Genomic DNA, 17,137 nt, shown 5'->3' on the forward strand with positions numbered 1-17,137 from the left:
GCTGGCTGCACCATCGAAAACCGACCACCCAAGGATGTGACTCACGCCACATTTTCAAGCGGCGCACCGCCGGGCGAAGTGGAGTACCCTCGGCGACTCCGCCCGCTAGTCAAGTTTGAGGAATCAGCCATTCCTGTGCACAGGCACCCTGCGGCAAAGCCCTCCGAGATCGCCGAACTGTCCCGCTGCTCCGCGGTCTTCGTCCCCGCGGATCCGGCTCGTACCAGCATGATCGCGTTCTGGGGCCCGGACGGCAGCACCCCCTGCGACACTTCCGGGACCGTGTCGGAGCTGACCGTGATCGAAGCCGACCTGCGGCCCCGTACGGTTTCGGCGCTGTTCCTCCCCGTCCTGGACGCCCTTCCGGTATTGACCCGGGCACGCGCCACCGCGCAGGCCTCCCCCGCAACCGCCTTCTGGGGCGCCGGGGCGCTCCTCGCTCTCCAGTTCGTCGCGCGCGGCCTGCTGCTGCCGGGGCTGAGCCCCGCCGGCCATGACGCCTGGCGGATCGGACCGCTGAGCGCCGAGGACCTCGAACGGGTACGGGAGCTGGCGGCGTCGATGCCGCCCGCGGCGCATGCCACTCCGGTCCCGGACGCAACGGCGAACGGCGGCGACGGCAACGGCAACGGCAACGGCAGCGGCGAACCGTTGCTGCCCGAACCGGAGCAGCTGCTGCGTGCCTTCCTCGACGCCGTGGCCGACGCGATGCCCCGGACCCCGGCAGCGGAGCTGGCCGCCGCCGGTCCCGCGTTCACCGCGCACCAGCCCCAGCGCCTGCCCGAGGCGCGGGCCTGGGCGGCCGATGTGGCGGCGGGTCACGACGCGGGCGTACGGCTCTCGTTGCGTATCGAGGTCACGGGCCTCGCTTCGCGGCCGAGCGGCGTGGATGCGGACCACGAGACCCCCCGGGGCCAGGAGTTCTCCGGATCCGGTACGGACGCGGGCGCGGGCGGGCCGTCGTTCCGTGCCGTGCTGCAGATCCACAGCGTCAGCGACCCCTCCCTGGTCGCCGATGCGGCGGAGCTGTGGGCGGGCGGCTCGCGGGCCGCCGCGTTCGGGCCGCGGGCCCGGATGGACGCCCTGCTCACCCTGCGGCGGGCCGCCCGCGCGTGGCCCCCGCTGGCGCCGTTGCTCTCCGCCGCCGTACCGGACTGGGTGGAACCCGCCGACGAGGAGATCGCCGAACTGCTGGGGTCCGCCTCGCGTGCCCTGGCCGCCGCCGGTGTGCAGGTGCACTGGCCCAAGGAGCTCGCCAGGAAGCTGACCGCGCGCGCCGTGATCGGCCCGGACGACCGGGACGCCACGGCCCGGGACACCACGGACTCGGAGGACGACGGGCAGGGGGCCGAGGCACGCGGACGTACAGCCGCGGACACACCCTCGTTCCTCTCGGCCGACGCCCTGCTCTCGTTCGACTGGCGGTTCGCCCTGGGCGACCGGAAGCTGACCCGCGAGGAGCTGGACCGGCTCGCCGAGTCGTCCAGGCCCATCGTGCGGCTGCGTGACCAATGGGTGCTCATCGACCCCGAGGAGGCGCGCCGGGCGCGGGAGACCAAGGACCGCAAGGTCACCCCGATCGACGCGCTGGGCGCGGTGCTGACGGGTACGACGGAGATGGACGGCCGGCGTGTCGAGGTGGCGGCGACCGGCTGGCTCCAGCGGTTGCGGGACCGGCTGGCCGATCCGGAATCCGTGGCGCAGCAGGCGATCGGGCAGCCCGAGGCGCTCACCGCGACCTTGCGCGACTACCAGTTGCGCGGCCTGAACTGGCTGAACACCATGACCTCGCTGGGGCTCGGCGGCTGTCTCGCCGACGACATGGGCCTCGGCAAGACGATCACGCTCATCGCCCTGCATCTGCACCGGCAGACCGATCGCGACGCCGCCGGACCGACGCTGGTGATCTGTCCGACCTCGCTGATGGGCAACTGGCAGCGGGAGATCGAGAAGTTCGCCCCGGGCACCTCCGTCCGCCGCTTCCACGGCGCGTCGCGCTCCCTGGAGGGGCTGGTGGACGGTGAGTTCGTGCTGACGACGTACGGGACGATGCGCCTCGACGCGCCCCGGCTCGCCGCCGTCTCCTGGGGCATGGTCGTCATCGACGAGGCCCAGCACGTCAAGAACCCGCATTCGGCGACGGCCAAGCAGTTGCGGACGATCGGCGCCCGGGCCCGGGTCGCGCTCACCGGGACCCCCGTGGAGAACAACCTCTCCGAGCTGTGGGCGATCCTGGACTGGACGACGCCCGGTCTGCTCGGCCGGCTCGGCGCCTTCCGTACGCGCTACGCCGCCGCGGTCGAGGGCGGCAACGATCCGGGGGCCGCGGAGCGGCTATCCGCGCTGGTGCGGCCGTTCCTGCTGCGCCGCCGGAAGTCCGATCCGGGCATCGCGCCCGAGCTGCCGCCGAAGACCGAGACCGACCGGGCCGTGTCGCTGACGCCGGAACAGACCGGTCTGTACGAGGCGGTGGTCCGCGAGACCCTGGCGGAGATCTCCGCTGCCGACGGCTTCGAGCGGCGGGGGCTCGTGATGAAGCTGCTGACGTCGCTCAAGCAGATCTGCAACCACCCGGCGCAGTTCCTCAAGGAGGAACAGCCGCGGATCGCGGACCGGTCGGGGAAGGTCGAGCTGCTCGACGAACTGCTGGACACCATCCTGGCCGAGCGGGGCTCGGTGCTGGTCTTCACGCAGTACGTGCAGATGGCCCGGCTGCTGGAGGATCACCTGGCGGCGCGCGGCGTGGACACGCAGTTCCTGCACGGCGGTACGCCGGTGGCCCGGCGCGAGGAGATGGTGGCCCGCTTCCAGTCGGGCGAGGCTCCGGTGTTCCTGCTGTCCCTCAAGGCTGCGGGTACCGGGCTCAACCTCACCCGTGCCGGTCATGTCGTGCACTTCGACCGCTGGTGGAATCCGGCGGTCGAGGCGCAGGCGACGGACCGTGCGTACCGGATCGGCCAGACGCAGCCGGTGCAGGTCCACCGGCTGATCGCCGAGGGCACGATCGAGGACCGGATCGCCGGCATGCTCGCCCGCAAGCAGGGCCTCGCGGACGCGGTGCTCGGCTCGGGCGAGGCGGCACTGACCGAACTGACCGACGCGGAACTGGCCGACCTGGTCGAGCTGCGAGGGGGCGCACGATGAGCGACGACTACGGATACGAGGACGATTCCCCGTACGGCACGGAGACCGAGTACGGAGCGGGCGACGCGGACGTCCCGGACGGGGCCGACGGGGCCGACGGGGCCGGTGCGTCGCGGGACGGCGGGCGCGGACAGGAGCGTACGTTCGCGGCGCTGCCCCCCGCACAGGGCCGGGGTTTCGCCACGTCCTGGTGGGGCCGGGCCTGGCTCCAGGCCCTGGAGGACACGGCGCTGGACGGGCAGCAGCTGAAGCAGGGCCGTCAACTGGCCCGCAAGGGCGGGGTCGGGGCGGTCTCCGTACGGCCGGGGCGGATCACGGCGATGGTGCGGGACCGCGACGGCACGGCCCACCGCAGCGACGTCCTGCTCCAGCAGCTCGGTCTGGGCGCCTGGGACCGGTTCCTGGACATGGCCGTGGACCGGGCCGGGCACATCGCGGCGCTGCTGGACCGGGAGATGCCGCCGCATCTGGTGGAGGACGCGGCGGGCGCCGGGGTCGAGCTGCTGCCGGGCATCGGGGACCTGGAGCCGGAGTGCACCTGCGGAGCCTGGGACCACTGCCCGCATACGGGTGCCCTCTGCTACCAGGTGGCGCGGCTGCTGGACGAGGACCCGTTCGTCCTGCTGCTGATGCGGGGGCGCGACGAACGGCGGCTGCTGGACGAACTCCAGGTGCGCAGCGCCGCCCGTGCGATCCGGCTGGGGGACGGCGGGGCGGCAGAGGCCACCGACGACGCGGAACGGGAGGTTGGCGGGGTTCCGGCCGGGGAAGCGTTCGGGGCGGCCGGGATACTTCCGCCGCTCCCCGCTCCCCCGTCGGCCCCCGACACGCCGGGGCTGGGGCCGTCGCTGGACACGGAGACCCCGCCCGCGCCCGGGATCGACCCGGCGGCGCTGGAGGTGCTGGCGGCCGACAGCGCGGTGCGGGCCCACCGGATGCTGCTGGACGCCCTGGCCCCGGGGCACGAGGAGCAGCCGTTCCCCGTGGAGCTGACCCCGCGGCAGGACGCGGTGCGGCTGGCCGCGGACGCCCGGCCGGACGCGCGGGTCGGAGCCCGGCTGGCCTCGGGGTCCGGCCGGACGCCCGCGGGTCTGGACGCGGCGGTCCGCGCCTGGCGTTACGGCGGGGTGCCGGCACTCGCCGTGCTCGACGAGGAGTGGGCACCGGACCCGGAGGATCTGGGGCGGGCCCGGGTGCGGCTCGACGAGGCGTGGGCGGCCGGCGAGCGGCCGGCACTGCGGGCGAGCGGACGGGCCCGCTGGACCGTGGCGGGCGCCGATCTCCAGCTCCGCCTCGACCGGGACGGGCGGTGGTGGCCCTACCGCAAGGAGCGCGGACGGTGGGTCCCTGCCGGGCCGGCGGACGACGATCCGGCAGGGGCACTGGCGGGTGCCGAGGAGGGTGGAGCGGCGGACGGGACGAGCGGGGCGGGCACGGCGATCTGATCTGACACGGCCGGTTCCCCGGGGGGCTGGGTCCCTCCGGGGAACCGGGAACGCTTCGGCGTGGTCCGGAGGCGCGGGAGCCGCACCCGCGTCCGGTGACGGCTGCGCGGAACCGGACATCCGACGCACTCGTCATGTGCTGCGACAGGAGTGATCGACCAACCGGGGCCCCGGCTGGTCCAGCCCAGTCCCAGGAGCGCTGTTGCACCGCAGAAGGATCATCCAGTACGCCGCCGCGACGGTGGGTGCGGCGGTCGTCCTGCCGTCGTCGGTCCGGGCCGTTGCCGCGCCCAAGGGCCCCACCGACTACGCGACGGCCCTGTGGGTTCCGGCCGCCGCCGCCAACTACACCGTCCCCTCCCGCCCTTCCGAGCGCCGGATCGACCGTGTCGTCATCCACGTCGCCCAGCAGTTGTTCACGCCGACCACGGGCATCTTCAGCACGCCTTCCAAGCAGGTGTCGGCCCACTACGTGGTGCGCTCCGGCGACGGCCATGTCGCCCAGTGCGTGAGGGAGAAGGACGTCGCCTGGCACGCGGGCAACTGGAGCTGGAACACCCGGAGCATCGGTATCGAGCACGAAGGGTGGGTGGACCGCCCGGAGTTCTTCACGGACGTCATGTACCTGCGGTCCGCCGGGCTCACCGCCGACATCTGCGACCGCCACGGCATCCCCAAGGACCGGGAGCACATCGTCGGCCACCACGAGGTGCCGGGCAGCGACCACACCGACCCGGGCGTCCACTGGGACTGGGAGCGCTATCTCCGGCTGGTCCGCGACGCCGGCTGAGCCCCCTCCCCCTTTCTCCCTCCACCCCTCCACCGCCACTCGTGTTGATGACTCTCCGCAGCGAGGTTGTCGCGGAGGCCGACGGCGACGACGATGGGAGAGCACGACGGCCCTGAACGGAGGGTGAGTTGACGGATCCCTGGGTGGCTCTGGCGGCGGACACCGATCCCGGTGAACGGAGCGGCGCGCTGCGCCGCGCCCACGATGTGTTCACCTCGGCGGGGCGGCTGGAGCGGCCGGTGCGCGCGGTGGTCGGCGCGTCCTGGCGGCGCTCGGCCCGGGCGCAGGTCAGCCCGGACGAGGCCCCCGTCGTGGAGCTGGGACCGGATGAGCTGAGTTCCTACCGGGCGGCGCATCCCCTGGCCCGGGCGATGCCGGTGATCCGTGAACTCATGGGGGCGTACGCCACGGACGGGGAGCATCTGCTGGCCGTCTGCGACGCCCACGGCCGCCTCCTGTGGGTCGAGGGCCACACGGCGGCGCGGCGGGCTGCCGGCCTGATGAACTTCGTGGAGGGCGCCCGCTGGGCCGAGTCCGTGGCGGGGACGAACGCGCCGGGAACAGCCATCGCGGTGGACCGTCCGGTCCAGGTCTTCGCGGCCGAGCACTTCCTGCGGCCGGTCCAGCGGTGGACCTGTGCGGCGGCACCGTTGCACGATCCCCGTACGGGCCGGGTGCTGGGAGCCGTGGACATCACGGGCGGGGACCGGCTCGCCCATCCGCACAGTCTGGCCTTCGTCCAGGCGGTGGCCAGGGCCGCCGAGTCGCATCTCGCGCTGCTGGCACCCTCGCCCGCCTCCGACGTCGACGCGGTGCGGCTGAGCGCGCTGGGCCGGGACGAGGCGCTGTTGGTGGCGCGCGGGCGACGGCTGCGCCTCAGCCGTCGGCACAGCGAGATCCTGGTCGCCCTGGCCCGTCGGCCGGAGGGCCTGAGCGGAGACGAACTGCTGGTCGAGCTGTACGAGGACGAGTCGGTGACCCCGGTGACGCTGCGGGCGGAGCTCTCCCGCCTCCGGCGGCTGCTGGGGCCCGATCTGCTGGAGTCACGCCCGTACCGGCTGGCCGTTCCGGTGGACGCCGACTTCGACACGGTCACGCGCCGGCTGGGTTCGGGCGCGGTGGCGGCGGCGCTGGACGCGTACGCGGGCCCGCTGCTGCCGGGTTCCGGGGCCCCTGCGGTCGTACGGCTGCGGCGGCGGATCGAGGAGCAGTTGCGGGCCGCGCTGATCGCCCGGGGTGATCCGGGGCTGCTCGCCGACTGGGCGTACAGCCCGTGGGGCGAGGAGGACCTGCCGGTGTGGCGCGCGCTGGCCGGGGCGGTCCCGGCGGGCCAGCGGCCGGCGTTGCAGGCACGGGTGCGGGGCCTCGACGCCGAGCAGCGCGGCTGAGAGCTGCCGCACGCCCCCGTTGCAACGCCCTTGCAACGTCCGCGTTCCTAGCCTCGCGCCGAGGGCCGTCCAACGGCGGGCGGCACCGGATCCGGGAGGCCACACAGATGACCCGTTACGCTGCGCCGGGCACTGAGGGCGCGATCGTCACGTACGCGTCCCGCTACGACCACTGGATCGGCGGGGAGTACGTGCCGCCGGCCCGGGGGCAGTACTTCGAGAACCCGAGCCCCGTCAACGGCCGCCCGTTCACCGAGATCGCACGCGGCACGTCCGAGGACGTCGAACGGGCCCTGGACGCGGCCCATGCGGCGGCTCCGGGCTGGGGCGCCACGTCCGCCGGGGACCGGGCGTCGGTGCTGAACAGGATCGCCGACCGGATGGAGGCCCATCTGGAAGAGCTGGCGGTCGCCGAGAGCTGGGAGAACGGCAAGCCCGTACGGGAGACCCTGGCGGCCGACATCCCGCTCGCCGTCGACCACTTCCGCTACTTCGCGGGAGCGCTGCGCGCCCAGGAGGGTTCGCTCAGCGAGATCGACGACGACACCGTCGCGTACCACTTCCACGAACCGCTGGGCGTGGTCGGGCAGATCATCCCGTGGAACTTCCCCATCCTGATGGCCACGTGGAAGCTCGCGCCGGCGCTCGCCGCGGGCAATGCGGTGGTCCTCAAGCCGGCCGAGCAGACGCCCGCCTCGATCCACTACTGGCTGAGCCTGGTGGCGGATCTGCTGCCGCCGGGCGTCGTCAACATCGTCAACGGTTTCGGAGCGGAGGCCGGCAAGCCGCTCGCGTCCAGCCCGCGCGTCGCGAAGATCGCCTTCACCGGTGAGACCACGACGGGGCGGCTGATCATGCAGTACGCCTCCGAGAACATCAAGCCGGTGACGTTGGAGCTCGGCGGCAAGTCGCCGAACATCTTCTTCGACGACGTCTCGCGGGCCGACGACGACTTCCTCGACAAGGCACTCGAAGGGTTCACGATGTTCGCCCTCAACCAGGGCGAGGTGTGTACGTGCCCGTCGCGCGCTCTCATCCAGCGCGGCCACTACGGCGCGTTCCTGGAGGCGGCCGTCGCCCGTACGGAACAGATCGTGCCGGGCCACCCGCTGGACACCGACACGATGATCGGCGCCCAGGCCTCCAACGACCAGCTGCAGAAGATCCTTTCGTACCTGGACATCGGCCAGCAGGAGGGCGCGAAGATCCTGACGGGCGGTCAGCGCGTCGAGCACGGCGGTGAGCTGGAGGGCGGCTACTACGTCCAGCCGACGGTCTTCGAGGGCGACAACCGGATGCGGGTCTTCCAGGAGGAGATCTTCGGTCCGGTCGTGGCCGTGACGTCCTTCACCGACTTCGACGACGCCATCAGCACGGCGAACGACACCCTGTACGGGCTGGGCGCCGGAGTCTGGACCCGCGACGTCAACACGGCCTACCGGGCGGGGCGCGGGATCAAGGCGGGCAGGGTCTGGACGAACTGTTACCACGCGTACCCGGCCCACGCCGCGTTCGGAGGATACAAGCAGTCGGGCATCGGCAGGGAGAACCACAAGATGATGCTGGAGCACTACCAGCAGACGAAGAATCTCCTGGTTTCGTACAGCCCGAAGAAGCTCGGGTTCTTCTAGAGCCTCAAGGTGCGTGCGGCCCGTGGGGGCCTCTACCCGGCAACGGGCCGCCGCCCCACTGCATGTGCAGACGAACCACTGCATGCGCAGACGGACCGCGATGACCGCAAATGACTTGTCTCAGCCCACCGATGACGCTTTCGTATCAACACAAGCGCCACGGTGATCCGCGGTGGCGCACCGACATCAGGGGTGGGACAAGCGTTGAAGAAGTCGTTAGGAAGAGGCAGCAGACTGACGGCGGTGCTGCTGGCCGGCGCGCTGGCCGGGTCGACGATCGCGGTCACTGGTACCGCGTCCGCGGCCTCGGGGGGAGCCGCGGACGCGGTGGTGCCGGCGGGGCCGGGCTGGGAGCTACCGACCGCGTCGTTCACCCAGATGACGGTGGACGATGCCAGTCGGCGCGTGTGGATCGCCGGCGACCGCGTCCATCCGGACGGGTCGAGGCGGGGCGAGCTGACCGGCGTGCTCTACGGGGGCGCGGGGCCCGCCGTCGCGAGCGCCGACACGGCCGCCCCTCTCTCGGGCGTCGCGGTGGACCCGACCGGATCGAAGGTCTATGCCGGGCAGCCGGACCACATCGCGAACTACTCGCACGAGAACGGGTCCTTGTCCCCACTCGACCCGATTCCGGCACCGGCCGACGACTGCGGGCGGGAGCTGGTGCACACCGGCGGACGGCTGTTCTTCACCAGCCGGGCCCCCGCGTCACCCGAGGGCTGCGACGACCCGGTGGGCATCGGAAGTGTCGGCGTCGCCGCGACCGCTGACGGCGCCGGCGCCGGGGAGGTCATGTACTCGTACACCAGGGTCCATCTCGAGGGCGGGCCCGGGGGGCTGCTCGTGACCGCCCCGGAGCGTTGGTCCCCGACCGACGACCCCGACCTGGGGATCTACCGGGTGACGGACGGGGCGGACGGGAACGTGCTGGAGTTCTTGGGCGAACGCCGGTTCGCCGAGGGCGGCACGGGCCCGGGAATGGACTTCCGGGACGCCGACTTCTCCGCGGACGGCTCCGTCCTCGCGGTCGCCGACGGGGTCCGGGGAACGGTGCTGCTCGGCGGCCAGGACGCCCGCTTCCTCGACAACGTCTACGCGCCGCTGCCGGAGGGCGTGGCTCCCACGGCCGTCGCCTTCAGTCCCGACGGCAAGTGGTTCGCCCAGGGCGGCGCGGGGTCGGGCGATGCAGCAGACCTGACCGTGGCGTCCGCCGACCCGGCCGTCGAGCGACAGGCGCTCCAGATCGCCTTTGACGACGAGGACGCGGGCCGGCGGGTCGTCCCTCGCGGCATGGAGTTCTCCGGGGACGGAGAACAGCTCTTCGTCGTGACCTCCAACCAGGAGGGCACGAAGTTCTGGCTGCACACGATTAAGACGCGGGAGGCCCTGGCCATCCCGTCGAGTTTCCTGGACGTGGCTACGCCGGGGACGAGGTCCACTACCGCGCGGAGCACTGGCTCCATGTGAGCACGGCCGAGGCGTCGGGCACGGTGACGCGCGCAAGGCGGTAGCCGGCGCGCGGTGCGGCGATTTCAGGCGTGAGGCTGGGGCCACCCGTATCCCGACGGGTGGCCCTGGTGCTTGCGTGAGCAGGCCGGTGCGGCCCGGACGACGAACTCGGCTGCGCCTAATTCCTTACTCCCCAGGGTCGGGCCAAGTCGCCACGAGCGCCCGCCGATCCGGGAAGAGGGGACCGGAGACCGTCTCCTGGGTGGGTTCGCCGTTGAGCCAGCAGACTTGCTCGGGGGCTCCGTCGCCCGTGTCGAACAGGCAGCACACTCCGCCGCTGTCGGCGGTGAGGTCGGTGAACACCTTTCGGATGTTGGCCGATCGTGCGAACAAACGGCTCATCCTCGACGTCGCTGCCCAGCACTCCACTGACGTGTAGCCGGGGTGCATGAGGGACTCGAACCGGATCGTCGCGTAGATGTACCCGATCTGAATGCGTCCGTCCGCCTCAAGTCCAGGAACACCTGTCTGCGCGTACTCGCGCAGTGCGTCATCGGCGTCGAACATGAGGGACAGGTCGAGCTCGAATGTGCTGCTCGTGGAGCAGTCGACGGAATCGCTCTTGGAGTGCGACGTGAAGAAGAGCGGAAACCGCCTCGCGGCCGCGCCCGTGGCGCCGGTATCGTCCCGTCTCCCGGCCTGCCGTACCGGTGGGCCTCGTGTGGAGAACGATGCAGATGACCAGCCCGCAGGCAACGACGACCCTGTGGCGGCCCACCGGCCCCAAGGAGCTCGAGCTGGTCCGGGAGTCGAACTGGCGTGCCTGGCCGCCGCGTCTGCCGGAGCAGCCGATCTTCTACCCCGTTCTCAACGAGGACTACGCGGTCAGGATCGCGCGGGACTGGAACGTGAAGCATGACGGTGCCGGGTTCGTCACCCGGTTCGAGGTGGAGTCCGAGTTCCTGAGCCGGTACCCCGTCCAGCAGGCCGGCGGGCGGACCATCCTTGAGCTCTGGGTTCCGGCCGGGGAACTGGACGACTTCAACGCCCACATCGTCGGTGAGATCCGGGTGGTCCACGAGTTCCGCTGAGCCGGGGAGGTCCGCGGGCCGGACACGACGGCACATGAACGAAACGCTGTCCCCGCCGACGAACCGGCGGGGACAGCGCTCAGGGCCGATTGGCGCAACCCTGGTCCGTGCGGGATCAGATGATGCTCACTCCGTAGACGCTGAGCGCCTCGGTGACGGGCTGGTAGAACGTGGTGCCGCCGGAGGAGCAGTTGCCGCTGCCGCCGGAGGTGAGGCCGAGCGCGGTGCTTCCGGAGAAGAGCGCGCCGCCGCTGTCGCCGGGTTCGGCGCAGACGTTGGTCTGGATCAGACCGGAGACGATGCCGTCGGCGCCGTAGTTGACGGTGGCGTTGAGACCGGTGACGGAGCCGCCGTGCAGGCCGGTGGTGCTGCCGCTGCGCTGGACGGACTGGCCGACCGTGGCGTCGGCCGCACCGTCGATCTCCTGGTAGCTGCCGTTGTAGAGGGAGACTCGGCCGTCGGCCGCGCCCGGGTCGGAGTGCCGGATGATGCCGTAGTCGTCGCCGGGGAAGCTCGATCCCGTGGTGGTGCCGATGGACCACGAGTTGCCGATGTTGGTGCAGTGCCCGGCGGTCAGGGCGAACTTGGTGCCCGAGCTGTCCTGCACGTTGAAGCCCAGGGAACAACGGGCTCCGCCTGTGGTGATGGCCTCGCCACCGGCGATGAGCTTGGAGAACGTGCCGGGGGTTCGCTTGACGACGAGAGCATCGGCGTTCACACCGGCCTCGCTCTTCAGCTTGGCGATCTCGGCCTTGCTGACCGTGCTGTCGGCGGTGACGACGACCTTGCCCGACGCGGCGTCGACGTACCAGGCCGTGCCGCCGACGTCGGCGGTGCGCACGGAGGCGGCGGTCTGGTTGAGCTCGGTGGCGCTGAACGTCTTCGGGGCCGGCTGGGCGGATGCGGCGGTAGCGGGAACCGCGAGCGCCGCCGCGGCGGCGAGGCCGGTGGCCCCGGCGATGAGTCGTGCTCGTCTCGTGAGGCTGTGGGGGCGAGAGAGTCGCACTGTGTTCCTCCAGATCGTGGGGGGAAACTCGGGGCGTTTGGGTGGACGCCCATGACTCGTCATCGGGAACACGATCAATCCGACGTGTCCCTGACAACGTTATTCATGCTGGAGAGGCCGATGGACCCGCACAAGACCCCCGGACCCGGGCTGGCCGACAAGTAGCTCTTGCGACGAGCTTCAGACCTCAACAAATCGGTGGATTACTGACCTGAGCAGGGAAGGGGATGGCGGAAAATGGACTGTCGAGGGCGCCGCCCTCCCGCGCGTGTCCGGTCACATGCCGAGGTGTGAGCCGATCTCGGTGCGTGACGAGACCCCCAGCTTCCGCAGGGCACGTGCCACGTGGTGCTCGACCGTCCGGTGTGAGAGGACCAGTTCGCTCGCGATCTCACGGTTCGACAGACCGAGCGAGGCGAGGTGAGCCACCGCTCGCTCCCGGGGCGAGAGGTGGTCGCCGTATCCCAGGGCGCCCGGCCTGCGGACGGTGGTCTGCCCGTGCTCCCGCAGTTCGCGCTGACACCGCAGCACATCCCATACGGCGTCGATGCCCTGGTAGGCCGCGATCGCCTCGTGCAGCACCGTGCGCCCGCCCGGCACGCCCGAGGCCAGCAGATGGAGACCCCGGGCCTCCTTCACGTACGCGGCTTCGTACGGCCGGTCCAGCCGCGTCCACTCATCCGCCGCGGATGCGTACAGCGCATCGGACGGCGCCTGTACGGACTGCGGGGCATCCGTCGCGGTGAGCAGGGCCCGGCACGTCAGCAGCGCGGCCCGGGCCGCCGGCGCGTCCCGGTCGGCGATGCCCGCGGCCAGCTCCGCGCCCAGGCGATGTGCCTCGCCCGGGCGGCCGTCCCGGATGAGGGCCTCGACCGCCGGCGGTACGAGGGCGGTCGCCCACACCCATGCGCCCGTACGGCGGACGTGCCGCAGCGCCTCCTCCACCGCCTGGACGGCCCGCGATGGGCGACCGGCCGCCAGATGGACCCGCGCCACGGCCGCCGCGGCAGCGGTCAGCACGACGCCGGTGTCCAGCGCGGTCGTACGAACGGCCCGTTCCAGGAGCCGCCGCGCCACATCCGTCTGGCCCTTGGTGTGCAGGCGCAGCAGTCCGCAGACGAGCAGGGCCTCCGCGTGGAAGTCGGGCACGTCCTGGTACTGCGTCTCGGCCCGCTCGGCGCGCCCCAGAAGCCCCTCCCACCGCCCCCTGGTGAAGGCCGCGACCACGTCCGTCGTCTCGACGAACGCTTCCAGATAGGGAGCGTGGTTCGTCCGCACCGCCTGCCACGCCCGGGCCTGGAAGGCACGGGCCCGCCGCGGGTGGCCCAGGGAGTTCGCGGCGCCCGCCAGATTGGCGTACACCCTCGCCGCCGCCTCACCGGTGAGGGTGTCGGGCAGATCCGCCACCGCCTCCCACGCCGACGGGTCGCCCATCAGAGCCAGGGCGGTGGCACGGTTGGCCAGCACGGCGGAGCGCAGGTCCTCCTCCTCGACCCCGGGCAGCAGCCGCTCCGCCTCGGCCAGCAGACGGCCGTGCTCGCCGACCGGCCAGCCCTTGAGGGAGGGGATGGCCGTGATCGCCAGAGCCCGTGCGGCCTGGCCGGTGGAGACGACGAGGAGGTCGGGGACCGCTCGCGCTATCTCTTCCAGCGCCTCCAGCCCGGAACCCGACTGGTTGCGCAGCAACAGGCCCAGCAGCAAGCGGATCTCGCCGCTCGGCCCCGGCCCCAGTGAGTGCCGGCCGAGGACCTGCCGCAGCGCTGCGGGCACCTGCGGGCCGGGCCGGGCGTTCGGCGCGACGCGGGCCAGTTTCAGTGCGATCCGGTCGCGGGCCTCGGGCGAGGGGCCGTCGCGCAGGGCGTCGAGGTAGTGAGCGGCGGCCGTGCCCGCGTCCCCGTGCCCCGCCGCCCGGTCGGCGGCCGCCTCCAGGCAGCGTGCCGCCTGCACGGGGCGGCCGGCGCGCCGGTAGTGCCCGGCCATCCCCGCCAGCGGGTAGGGGCTCGTGTGCCGGGCCAGGGAGCGAGCCGCACGCAGGTGCAGAACAGGCCGCTCCGGTTCGGCGACCGCCTCGTACGCGGCGCGATGCGCCAGGCCGTAGGGGAAGGCGTACCCACCATCGCGGAAGGGCCCGTGGAGGACCCCTTCCCTCAGCGCCGCCGCCAGTGCTCGACGCGTCTCCGGCTCGCCCAACCCCGCGACGGACCGCAGCAGTTCCACGGGCGCGGGTTCGCCGAGGACCGCCGCCGCGGCGACCACCTGCCGCGCCGCCGGAGGAAGGCCGCGCAGCCTCTCCACCACGACCCGGCGCACGGACGCGGGCAGGGGCGGCTCCCCCACCACGCCGTCGGGGCACTCCGTGGAGCCGGGCCATCCGCGCATCACCTCTTCGACCACGTACGGCAGACCGCCCGTCCACCGGTGCAGACGGTCGGCGAACTCCTCCGTCACCGCCTGCACGCCGAGCAGCCCGGCGGCCAGTTCGCCGGTCTCCGCCGCCGACAGCGGTGCGAGGTGGTGCTCGGCCACCGTCACGTGGGCCGGTGTCCGCAACGGGAAGGGAAGGCCGTCGCTCCCCTCGGTGTCGGTATGGGGAGCGGCAGGGCTGCGGGCGGTGAGTACGAGGCCCAGTCCGGGCGGCGGGTCGGCGACGACCGTACGGAGAAATGCGCAGGTTGATGCGTCGGCCCACTGGAGGTCCTCGACGACCAGGACGGCCTTCCCCAGCGCTGCCGTGTACGCGTTCAGGGCGCGCAGGACGCGGTGGTGTTCGGCGCGCGGGTCTCTCAGAGGAGGCGGCGCGGGCGGGAGGCGATGAGCGAGGTCGGGCAGCAGCGCGTGCAGGGCCCCGGTCACCGGCGGCAGGTCCGCCGGGAGCGGCCCGGAACGGAAGCGGTTCAGCGCCTCGACGAGCGGCGCGAAGGGAAAAGGTGTGTCCGCCTCCTGGCAGCGGGCGACCAGGGTGACGGCATCCGGTGTCGTGGTCCGTCTCAGGAGTTCCTGTACGAATCGGCTCTTGCCTGCCCCTGCCTCGCCGGTGATCACGGCGACGGCGGGTCGCCGGTCGAGCTCCGGGCACATGCCGTCCAGGAGGGCGGAGCGTCCGGTCAGGAGACCGGGGGCGGAGGACGACGGCTCGGTGTTCACGGTTTCCTTCCGCGCTCCTGAGCGGTATCGGTATGACGGATGTGCGGGTGGGTGATGCGACCGGGCCGTCGGGACGGCCTCATGATGGCTCGTTCCGACGGCGCTGGAAAGAGGAGTGGGCGTCTGCGGCGCGTGTGCGGGCAGCCGCAGACGCCCCCGTCCCGGGCCTGTGAGGTTCGCGGAGAGAGGCTCACCGGCCCGGGAGGCGTCGGCCCGCTCAGAACTGGAGGGACCAGGAGTTGATGTGGCCGGTGTCGTTGACCCAGTTGTCGGTGACGCGGAGCTTCCAGACGCCGTTGGCGGCGCTGCTGGAGGCATTGACGGTGAACGTGCCCTGGACGTTGTCGGCGCTGTCGTTGGAGTTGAAGTTCTTCAGGACGGCCGCGCCTCCGCCCGGGGGCAGCAGTTCGACCTTGAGGTCACCGCGGAAGGTGTGGCGGATGTCGAGGGTGACCGACAGGTCGGCGGGGGCGTTGCCGTCGATGCCGGTCACGGTGATGGGGGACTCGACGGTGGCGTTGTCGCGGATCTGGACCTGCCCGGTGCTCTCGAACTTCTTGCCGGGCGGGTCGGTGGGGTCCTCGCCGCCGCCGGTGCCGGTGAAGAGCAGGCGGTTCGGGGAGCCGGGGCGGGCGTCGCTGATCTTGTTCGGGGTGGCGTCGGCGACCAGCTTGTCGCGGACCTGGGCGGGGGTGAGCGACGGGTTGGCGGCCAGGAGCAGGGCGGCGGCGCCGGCGGTGTGCGGGGATGCCATGGAGGTGCCGCTCATGGACTGGTTGGCGCTGTCGCCCGCGTTGGAGGTGGAGATGATCTTGTCACCGGGGGCGAAGATGTCGAGGCAGGTGCCGTAGTTGGAGGCCTGGCCGTTGCTCCAGCCGGTGGCGCGGGCGTCCGAGCTGTTCGTGGCGCCGACCGTGATCGCCGCCGGGGTGGACGAGGGTGAGTACTGGCAGGAGTCGGCGTTGTTGTTGCCCGCGGCGACGACCCAGGTGATGCCGGACGCGATGGAGTTGTTGATCGCGTCGTTGATGGACTGGGTCTTGCCGCCGCCGACGCTCATGTTGACCACGGCGGGCTTCTTGGCGTTCTTGGTGACCCAGTCGATCCCCCGGAGGACCGGGTCCCAACTGGTGCCGGAGCTGCCCTGGCAGTTCAGCACGCGAACGCTGACGATCTTCGCGCCCTTGGCGACCCCGTAGGAGCTGCCCGCGGCGGTCCCGGCGACATGTGTGCCATGCCCATGACAGTCTGAGGCGTTGGAGTCGTTGTCGATGAAGTCGTAGCCGCTGGTTGCCCGGCCGCCGAAGTCACCGTGGCTCATCCGGACTCCGGAGTCGACGACGTACACCGTGACGTCGGAGGCGTCGCCGGGGTAGGTGAAGTTCCTGTCCAGCGGGAGGCTGCGCTGGTCGATGCGGTCCAGGCCGTAACTGGGCGGATTGGGCTGGGTGCCGGTGGCGTACGCCGCGCCGTCGGCTTCCACCCTGGCCACCGAGGGGTCGGCGGCCAGGCGCTTCGCCTTCTCCTCGCTCATCTTCACCGAGAAGCCGCGCAGGGCGGTGGTGTAGGTGCTCCTGACCTGGCCCGCGTGGCGCTGGGACAGGGACCGCGCGACGGAGGGTATCTCCGTACGGGCCACGGAGTCCTTCAGCGTGACGATGTAGGACCCCTCGACCGCGTCGGGGCGGTCCGCGCCGACGATGCGGCCTTCGCCACCGCCCGGCGGTACGGGTGCGGCGGTGGCCCCGGCGGTCGAGGCGGCGCCGACGAGCAGGGCGGCACCGGCGCCGACGGCGAGCAGTCTCCGCAAGGTGCGAACGGGACGATCCACAGCTTCTCCTCTTGATGCGTCACAGGCCCTGTCGGGCCTGGGTGGGGGTGGACCGCCCGGCGTGCGGGCACCACGGAAGGGAGCCGTGGTGACGGGGAGAGATCGGGCCGGGCGGCCGCGGGGACGGCCTGTGATGGGCTTTGCCGCCCAGAGTTTGCGGCGCTCGCACGGCGCCTATCAATACGTAGCCCTACCTAAAGGAACGGCTCGCTGCCGTA

11 protein-coding genes are annotated in these 17,137 nt (G+C 72.1%); 7 read left to right on the plus strand and 4 right to left on the minus strand.

Annotated features, from left to right (window positions below; translation table 11 throughout):
- The first annotated feature begins 135 nt into the window (after positions 1–135).
- The 6 genes from IE140_RS26030 (at position 136) to IE140_RS26055 (ending at position 9,865) form a co-directional block, all read left to right on the plus strand.
- Positions 136–3,144 carry an SCO1167/SCO6262 family helicase gene (locus IE140_RS26030; protein WP_150193709.1) on the plus strand — a complete coding sequence of 1,003 codons (3,009 nt, stop codon included), beginning with the start codon at positions 136–138 and terminating at the stop codon, positions 3,142–3,144.
- The gene (locus tag IE140_RS26035; protein ID WP_150193710.1) at positions 3,141–4,589 is read left to right on the plus strand and encodes an SWF or SNF family helicase; all 1,449 of its coding nucleotides are present in this window, start codon (positions 3,141–3,143) and stop codon (positions 4,587–4,589) included. Before IE140_RS26030 ends, IE140_RS26035 begins: the two co-directional genes overlap by 4 nt.
- Before the next feature lie 202 nt (positions 4,590–4,791).
- A complete protein-coding gene (locus IE140_RS26040) occupies positions 4,792–5,379 on the plus strand; it encodes an N-acetylmuramoyl-L-alanine amidase (protein WP_150193711.1) in 588 nt (195 codons plus the stop codon).
- A gap of 128 nt (positions 5,380–5,507) precedes the next feature.
- Positions 5,508–6,767: a GAF domain-containing protein gene (locus tag IE140_RS26045; protein ID WP_093443423.1), complete on the plus strand. Its 1,260-nt coding sequence runs from the start codon at positions 5,508–5,510 to the stop codon at positions 6,765–6,767.
- 107 nt (positions 6,768–6,874) lie between these two features.
- A complete protein-coding gene (gene exaC / locus IE140_RS26050; protein WP_093810033.1) occupies positions 6,875–8,398 on the plus strand; it encodes an acetaldehyde dehydrogenase ExaC in 1,524 nt (507 codons plus the stop codon).
- 243 nt (positions 8,399–8,641) lie between these two features.
- The gene (locus IE140_RS26055; protein WP_229826906.1) at positions 8,642–9,865 is read left to right on the plus strand and encodes a WD40 repeat domain-containing protein; all 1,224 of its coding nucleotides are present in this window, start codon (positions 8,642–8,644) and stop codon (positions 9,863–9,865) included.
- Positions 9,866–10,033: 168 nt separating this feature from the next.
- Here IE140_RS26055 and IE140_RS26060 read toward each other — a convergent pair whose 3' ends face one another.
- Positions 10,034–10,414 carry a hypothetical protein gene (locus tag IE140_RS26060; protein WP_229826907.1) on the minus strand — a complete coding sequence of 127 codons (381 nt, stop codon included), beginning with the start codon at positions 10,412–10,414 and terminating at the stop codon, positions 10,034–10,036.
- Positions 10,415–10,578: 164 nt separating this feature from the next.
- On the opposite strand from IE140_RS26060, the gene IE140_RS26065 reads away from it, so the two are divergent.
- Positions 10,579–10,938, plus strand: a complete 360-nt coding sequence (locus tag IE140_RS26065) for a hypothetical protein (RefSeq protein WP_189460748.1) — start codon at positions 10,579–10,581, stop codon at positions 10,936–10,938.
- Between the two features lie 115 nt (positions 10,939–11,053).
- Here IE140_RS26065 and IE140_RS26070 read toward each other — a convergent pair whose 3' ends face one another.
- The 3 genes from IE140_RS26070 to IE140_RS26080 form a co-directional block, all read right to left on the minus strand.
- On the minus strand, positions 11,054–11,944 hold the full coding sequence (locus IE140_RS26070; RefSeq protein WP_150197323.1) for a S1 family peptidase: 891 nt from the start codon (positions 11,942–11,944) through the stop codon (positions 11,054–11,056).
- 276 nt (positions 11,945–12,220) lie between these two features.
- Positions 12,221–15,088, minus strand: a complete 2,868-nt coding sequence (locus IE140_RS26075) for an AAA family ATPase (RefSeq protein WP_150197321.1) — start codon at positions 15,086–15,088, stop codon at positions 12,221–12,223.
- Between the two features lie 217 nt (positions 15,089–15,305).
- Complete coding sequence (locus IE140_RS26080) at positions 15,306–16,919, minus strand: S8 family peptidase (protein WP_150197319.1); 1,614 nt, start codon at positions 16,917–16,919, stop codon at positions 15,306–15,308.
- Positions 16,920–17,137 lie beyond the last annotated feature (218 nt).

The sequence above is a fragment of the Streptomyces parvus genome (genome assembly GCF_014648875.1).
In the GTDB taxonomy this organism is placed as follows: domain Bacteria; phylum Actinomycetota; class Actinomycetes; order Streptomycetales; family Streptomycetaceae; genus Streptomyces; species Streptomyces parvus.

Coding starts and splice junctions, on each gene's coding strand:
- exaC (WP_093810033.1), top strand. CDS start 6,875: ATGACCCGTTACGCTGCGCCGGGCACTGAGGGCGCGATCGTCACGTAC.
- IE140_RS26035 (WP_150193710.1), top strand. CDS start 3,141: ATGAGCGACGACTACGGATACGAGGACGATTCCCCGTACGGCACGGAG.
- IE140_RS26065 (WP_189460748.1), top strand. CDS start 10,579: ATGCAGATGACCAGCCCGCAGGCAACGACGACCCTGTGGCGGCCCACC.
- IE140_RS26060 (WP_229826907.1), bottom strand. CDS start 10,414: ATGTTCGACGCCGATGACGCACTGCGCGAGTACGCGCAGACAGGTGTT.